The organism is Ramlibacter sp., assembly GCF_013697775.1.
Lineage (GTDB): Bacteria > Pseudomonadota > Gammaproteobacteria > Burkholderiales > Burkholderiaceae_C > Ramlibacter.
In genome coordinates, this window is record NZ_JACCWG010000096.1 from 1 (window position 1) to 5,831 (window position 5,831).

A 5,831-nucleotide genomic window follows, 5' to 3' on the forward strand; every position below is an offset into this window, starting at 1 on the left:
CGCCAGCAGGCCGCACAGGCGGGCCTGCACTGGCGGCGGCACGCCTGCGTCCAGCGGCGCCAGCAGCTCGAAGGCCAGGGCCTGCAGCGCGTCGCCGGCCAGCAGCGCGCCGGCCTCGCCGAACTTCACGTGCACCGTGGGCTTGCCCCGGCGCAGCACGTCGTTGTCCATGCACGGCAGGTCGTCGTGCACCAGGGAGTAGGCGTGGATCAGTTCCACCGCGCAGGCGGCGCGCAGGGCGGCCTCGGGGTCGCCGCCTACCGCCTCGGCGGCGGCCAGCACCAGCATGGGGCGCAGCCGCTTGCCGCCGTCCAGCACCGCGTAGCGCATGGCCTCGCCCAGGCCGGCCGGGGCGTCGGCCACCACCCAGCGCGAGAGCGCCTGCTCCACCCGGTCCAGCCGCTCGGCCATCCAGCCCCTGACATCGAAGGCCGGATCGGCGCCAGGCGGGCCGTTCACTCCTGCGTCCAAGGCTTGAGGGTGCCTTCGTCCAGCACCTTGATCTGGTTTTCCACCGCCTGCAGCTTGTCGCGGCAGAACTTCAGCAGCGCGGCGCCGCGCTCGTAGCCGGCCAGCAGTTGCTCCAGCGGGAGCTTGCCCGACTCGATCTGCCCGGTGAGCTGCTCGAGCTCTTCAAGGGCGGCTTCATAGCTGGCGGGGGGTTGGAAAGGCTGCTTGGACATCAAATTGAGCTGCGTCAAACCCTGGATTTTAGGCTGAGGCCCCCCAGATACTGCTGCCGGGTAGAATCGCCCCTCGTTTCCGCAGCGCCCAAAGCGCTTCCCTGCCCCTTCATAGGGGGAGTCTCTAGGTCAGGTTCAATGTCTGATTTAAGTCTTCAGCTCAAGCAGGCCGAAAGCCAACTTCCCGTTTCAAGCTATTTCGACAAGGCGCTGTTTTCGCGCGAGATGGAGCTCATCTTTCAGCATTCTCCACGGTACCTGGGCCATGAACTCGCGGTACCCGAAGTCGGCGACTACTACGCCCTGCCCCAGGAAGGCGAAGGCCGTGCCCTGGTGCGTGGGGCCGGCGGCGTGGAGCTGGTGTCCAACGTCTGCCGCCACCGCCAGGCCATCATGCTGCGCGGGCGCGGCTCCATCGCCGGCAATGCCGGCGGGGGCAACATCGTCTGCCCGGTGCACCGCTGGACCTACAGCGGCGTGAACGGCGGGCGTGCCGGCACCCTGCTGGGCGCGCCGCATTTCGCCGCCGACCCGTGCCTGAACCTCAACAACTACAAGCTGCGCCGCTGGAACGGCCTACTGTTCGAGGACAACGGCTTCGACGTCGCCGGCACGCTGGCGGCCATGGGGCCGGCCGCCGACCTGGACTTCTCCGGCTACGTGCTGGACACGGTGAAGCTGCACGAGGTGGACTACAACTGGAAAACCTTCATCGAGGTCTACCTGGAGGACTACCACGTCGGCCCGTTCCACCCGGGCCTGGGTAACTTCGTCGCCTGCGAGGACCTGAGCTGGGAATTCGGCCGGCACCACTCGGTGCAGACCGTGGGCGTGTCCAACGCGCTGGGCCGCCCCGGCTCGGACACCTACAGCAGGTGGCACGACGCGGTGCTGAAGTACCAGGAGGGCCGCAAGCCCAAGTACGGTGCCATCTGGCTGACGCTGTACCCCACCGTGATGGTGGAGTGGTATCCCAACGTGCTGGTGGTCTCGACGCTCTACCCAAAGGGCCCGCAGAAGACGCTCAACGTGGTGGAGTTCTACTACCCCGAGGAGATCTCCGCCTTCGAGCGCGAGTTCGTGCAGTCCCAGCAGGCCGCCTACATGGAAACCTGCGTGGAGGACGACGAGATCGCGCTGCGCATGGACGCGGGCCGCAAGGCCCTGATGGAGCGCGGCGACAACGAGACCGGCCCCTACCAGAGCCCGATGGAGGACGGCATGCAGCACTTCCACGAGTGGTACCGCACCATGATGGGTACGGACGCGCCGCAGGCCTGACGTCCCCAACTGCACCGGCGCTCACGCGCCGGTGTCTCCGCTGCCGGGGGCGCCGCTGAAGTCGCGCGCCAGCAGGTCGGCGAAGGCGCGCGCCGGCGGCGTCAGCGTGCGCTCGCCCCGGTAGACCACCGAGGTCTGCCGCTCCACGTGCGGATGCACCAGCTGGCGCGCGGCCAGCTCGGGAAAGCGCTCGATCGACGACATCTCGGCCGGCACCACCGCCACGCCCAGCCCGCTCGCCGCCATGCCCATGGCGGTGGCGAACATCGACACCTCGTAGGCGATCTTCAGCCGCACGCCGGCCGTCTCCGCCGCCGCGTCCACGTGGTGGCGGATCGCGTAGCCGGGCTTGAACGCCACCACCGGCAGCGAGGCCAGCTCTTCCCAGGTGATCGGCCGGCTGGCCGGGAATTTCGCGCTGTGCAGGCCCACCGCGCTCAGGCTCTCGCGCCGGAACACTTCCTCCTGCAGCCCGGCCACCGGCCCTTCGAGCGAGCCGATGCCGAGGTCGAAGCCCTCGCCCACCATGGCCTCCACGAAGTCGGCGGCCGAACATTCCTGGATGAACACGCGCACGCCCGGGTAAAGGTCGACAAAGGCGCGCACCGCCTTGGGCAGCAGGGTCTGCGCGATGGTGAGGGTGGCCGCCACGCGCATCTTGCCGCGCTGGCTGCCGGCGCGCTCGGCCATGCTGCGCGTCATGGCCTCCAGATCGGACAGCACGCCTTCGGCGAAGCGGATGGCCTCGGTGGCGGCCTCGGTGCGCCGCAGCGTGCGCGTGTTGCGGTCGAACAGTTTCACGCCGAGGCGTTCCTCCAGTTCGCGCAGCAGCACGGTGACCGCGGGCTGCGTCAGCGCGAGCTGGTCGGCGGCGGCCGAAACGCTGCCGGCATGGTAAACGGCGACGAACGCGCGCAATTGGCGCACCGACGGAAGCATGCGCAGTGATAAAGGTTTTTTATAGGAGGGCATTGAAGATTCATTTCCAGCGAAACCGCTTTGTCTTTGTAATGACACACACCTCGTTCCTCTGAGAGGGCGAAATGTAGAAGCCGCTGGCGCGGATTCCCCTGGGGGAAACCACACCAAAGGCTGTGCTGAAGCGGGTTCCAGGGAGAAAAGAAATATCTAGTAAGTTGTTTGCAGCGACGGTGCGCAGCCGTGCGCTGGTCATTAACTTTTTGCGCGCCCCGAAGGCACCATCTTGGACAAGGTGATGCTCGTCACCGGGGCCGCGCTCGGCATCGGAGCGGCGGTGGCCCGCCTCGCCGCCACACACGGTTACGCCGTGTGCATCAACTACCGAAACAGCGAGGAGCAGGCCCTCGCGCTGCAGGCCGACCTCCGTCGCCAGGGCGCCGCCGCGCTTGCGGTGCAGGCCGACGTATCCAGCGAAGCCGATGTCCAAGCGCTATTTGCCACCGTAGAGCGAGAGCTCGGCCGCGTGAGCGCGCTGGTCAACAACGCCGGCACGCTGGAGCGGCAATCGCGCGTGGAGGGCGTGAATGCCGAGCGGCTGCAGCGCGTGTTCGCTACCAACGTGTTCGGCAGCTTCTTTTGCTGCCGCCAGGCGGTGCTGCGCATGTCCACCCGCCACGGCGGACAAGGCGGCGCCATTGTCAACGTCTCGTCGGCCGCGTCGCGCCTGGGCTCGCCCGGCGAGTACGTGGACTACGCCGCGTCCAAGGGCGCGGTGGACAGCCTCACGCTGGGCCTGGCGCGCGAAGTCGCGGGCGAAGGCATCCGCGTCAACGCGGTGCGCCCCGGCTTCATCCGTACCGGAATGCACGCGCTGGGCGGCGAGCCGGGCCGCGTGGACCGCATCGGGCCCTCGCTGCCGATGGGCCGCGGCGGCACGCCGGAAGAAGTGGCGCAGGCCATCGTGTGGCTGTGCGCGCCGGAAGCGTCTTACGTCACCGGCGCATTCATCGATCTCGCGGGCGGGCGCTGAGCGCCGGCCCATTTGCAGTTGTTTCGAAAGGGAGAATGAAAGTGAACTACCAGGACAAATGCCGTGCGCTCAAGTCGTACATCCTCGGCGACGACATCACTTTCGTCATGGAGGCGCACAACGCGCTGAGCGCCAGGATCGCGCAGGAAGCGGGCTTTCGCGCCGTTTGGGCCTCGGGCCTGTCGATCTCCGCCACGCTGGGCCTGGCCGACCGCAACCATGCGTCGTGGACGCAGGTGCTGGACGTGGCCGAATTCATGGCCGACCACGTCAGCGTGCCCGTGCTGCTGGACGGCGACACCGGCTTCGGCAACTACCAGAACGTGATGCGGCTCACGCGCAAGCTGGGCCAGCGCGGCATCGCCGGCGTGTGCCTGGAAGACAAGATCTTTCCCAAGCTGAACTCCTTCCTGGGCGACAACCAGGAGCTCACGCCGATCGACGATTTCTGCTCCAAGCTGCGCGCCGCCAAGGACTCGCAGGTGGACGAGAACTTCAGCGTCATCGCGCGCACCGAAACACTGATCGCCGGGCGCGGCATGGAAGAAGCGCTGGAGCGCGCCGAGCGCTACCGCGAGGCCGGCGCCGACGCGATCCTGATCCACTCCAAGCGCAAGACCGCCGACGAAGTGCTGGAGTTCGCGCGCCGCTGGGAGCGCCGCAGCCCGCTGGTGGTGGTGCCCACCATGTACTACCGCACGCCGGCATCGGCGTTCCGCGACGCCGGCATCTCCTGCGTGATCTGGGCCAACCACAGCCTGCGCTCGTCCATTTCCGCCATGCGGCGCACCACCAGCGCGATCATGCGCAACGAATCGGTGGCGCCGATCGAGGAGGACATCGCGTCGCTCGACGAGGTGTTCAACCTCACCGGGGAAGTGCAGGCGCGCGAGGCCGACAAGCGCTACGCGCTGTGACGGGGTCGGCGTGATTTCCAGCCGCTGGTTCATCGACCTGCTGCAGGCGCGCGGCCTGGGCCTCTATGCCGGCGTGCCCTGCTCGTTTCTGTCCACGCTGATCGACGAGGTGATCGCGCGCCCGGGACTGCGCTACGTCGCCGCGTCGAGCGAGGGCGAGGCGCTGTCCATCGTGTCGGGCGGCTGGCTGGGCGGCACGCCGGGCGTGGTGCTGTGCCAGAACTCGGGCCTGGGCAACATGGTCAGCCCGCTGACTTCGCTGAATGCGATTTTCCGCATCCCGGCGCTGCTGCTGATCTCGCACCGCGGCAAGCCGGGCGAGCAGGACGAGCCGCAGCACGAACTGATGGGCCGCCGGACCACCGCCCTGCTGGACGCGATGGAGGTTCCCTGGACCGTGCTGCCCAAGGAGCAGGACGCCGCCGGCGCGGTGCTGGAGACGGCGCTGGCCACCATGGCCGCGTCGCACAAGCCGTATGCGCTGGTGGTGGAGAAGGACAGCTTCGCGGGCGAACCGGCCCGCTCCATCGAAGCCGACGCCACGCGCCCGGACAAGGCGCGCATGACACGCGCCGAAGCGCTGGCCGTGTTCTGCGACGTGGTGCCGCCCGGCGCCGCGGTGATCGCCACCACCGGCAAGACCGGGCGCGAGCTCTACACCCTGCTGGACCGCGAACGCAACCTGTACTGCGTGGGCTCCATGGGCTATGCCAACGCGCTGGCCCACGGCCTGGCGCTGGCGCGGCCCGACTGCACGGCCGTCGTGCTGGACGGCGACGGCGCGGCGCTGATGCATCTGGGCAACCTGGCCACCATCGGCGCCGAGGCGCCCGGCAACCTGGTGCACCTGGTGCTGGACAACGGCCAGTACGACTCCACCGGCGGCCAGCGCACCGCGGCGGCCAGCGTCGACTTCTGCCAGGCGGCGCTGGCGCTGGGCTACCGCTCGGCGCTGCGCTGCGCCACCGGCGCGGAACTGGCCGAGGCCGTGCGCCGGCC

At 68.6% G+C, this 5,831-nt stretch carries 6 protein-coding genes and 1 pseudogene; 4 read left to right on the forward strand and 3 right to left on the reverse strand.

Annotated elements, in window-relative coordinates; genetic code table 11:
• Both H0U68_RS05130 and xseB read right to left on the reverse strand, forming a co-directional pair.
• The coding region (locus H0U68_RS05130; RefSeq protein ID WP_296353342.1) for a polyprenyl synthetase family protein at positions 1-411 on the reverse strand (411 nt) is incomplete at its 3' end.
• 44 nt (positions 412-455) lie between these two features.
• Entirely contained in the window at positions 456-683 is a 228-nt protein-coding gene (gene xseB / locus H0U68_RS05135; protein ID WP_296353332.1) for an exodeoxyribonuclease VII small subunit, read from the reverse strand.
• A 138-nt stretch (positions 684-821) separates the two neighbouring features.
• Here xseB and H0U68_RS05140 point away from each other — a divergent pair, with 138 nt between their 5' ends.
• Entirely contained in the window at positions 822-1,964 is a 1,143-nt protein-coding gene (locus tag H0U68_RS05140; RefSeq protein WP_296353334.1) for an aromatic ring-hydroxylating dioxygenase subunit alpha, read from the forward strand.
• A 21-nt stretch (positions 1,965-1,985) separates the two neighbouring features.
• Here H0U68_RS05140 and H0U68_RS05145 read toward each other — a convergent pair whose 3' ends face one another.
• The gene (locus H0U68_RS05145; RefSeq protein ID WP_296353336.1) at positions 1,986-2,903 is read right to left on the reverse strand and encodes a LysR family transcriptional regulator; all 918 of its coding nucleotides are present in this window, start codon (positions 2,901-2,903) and stop codon (positions 1,986-1,988) included.
• Positions 2,904-3,180: 277 nt separating this feature from the next.
• Between H0U68_RS05145 and H0U68_RS05150 the strand changes: the two genes are divergently transcribed.
• The 3 genes and pseudogenes from H0U68_RS05150 to aepY all read left to right on the forward strand — a co-directional run.
• A complete protein-coding gene (locus tag H0U68_RS05150; RefSeq protein ID WP_296353338.1) occupies positions 3,181-3,915 on the forward strand; it encodes an SDR family oxidoreductase in 735 nt (244 codons plus the stop codon).
• Positions 3,916-3,950: 35 nt separating this feature from the next.
• Positions 3,951-4,784, forward strand: a pseudogene (gene aepX, locus H0U68_RS05155) (phosphoenolpyruvate mutase); the annotation flags it as partial.
• A 58-nt stretch (positions 4,785-4,842) separates the two neighbouring features.
• On the forward strand, positions 4,843-5,831 hold a 989-nt coding region (aepY, locus tag H0U68_RS05160), incomplete at its 3' end, for a phosphonopyruvate decarboxylase (protein WP_296353340.1).

Excerpts from the sequence above, each read along its gene's own strand:
- xseB (WP_296353332.1), bottom strand. The coding sequence starts at position 683 with ATGTCCAAGCAGCCTTTCCAACCCCCCGCCAGCTATGAAGCCGCCCTT.
- H0U68_RS05140 (WP_296353334.1), top strand. The coding sequence starts at position 822 with ATGTCTGATTTAAGTCTTCAGCTCAAGCAGGCCGAAAGCCAACTTCCC.
- H0U68_RS05145 (WP_296353336.1), bottom strand. The coding sequence starts at position 2,903 with ATGCTTCCGTCGGTGCGCCAATTGCGCGCGTTCGTCGCCGTTTACCAT.
- H0U68_RS05150 (WP_296353338.1), top strand. The coding sequence starts at position 3,181 with ATGCTCGTCACCGGGGCCGCGCTCGGCATCGGAGCGGCGGTGGCCCGC.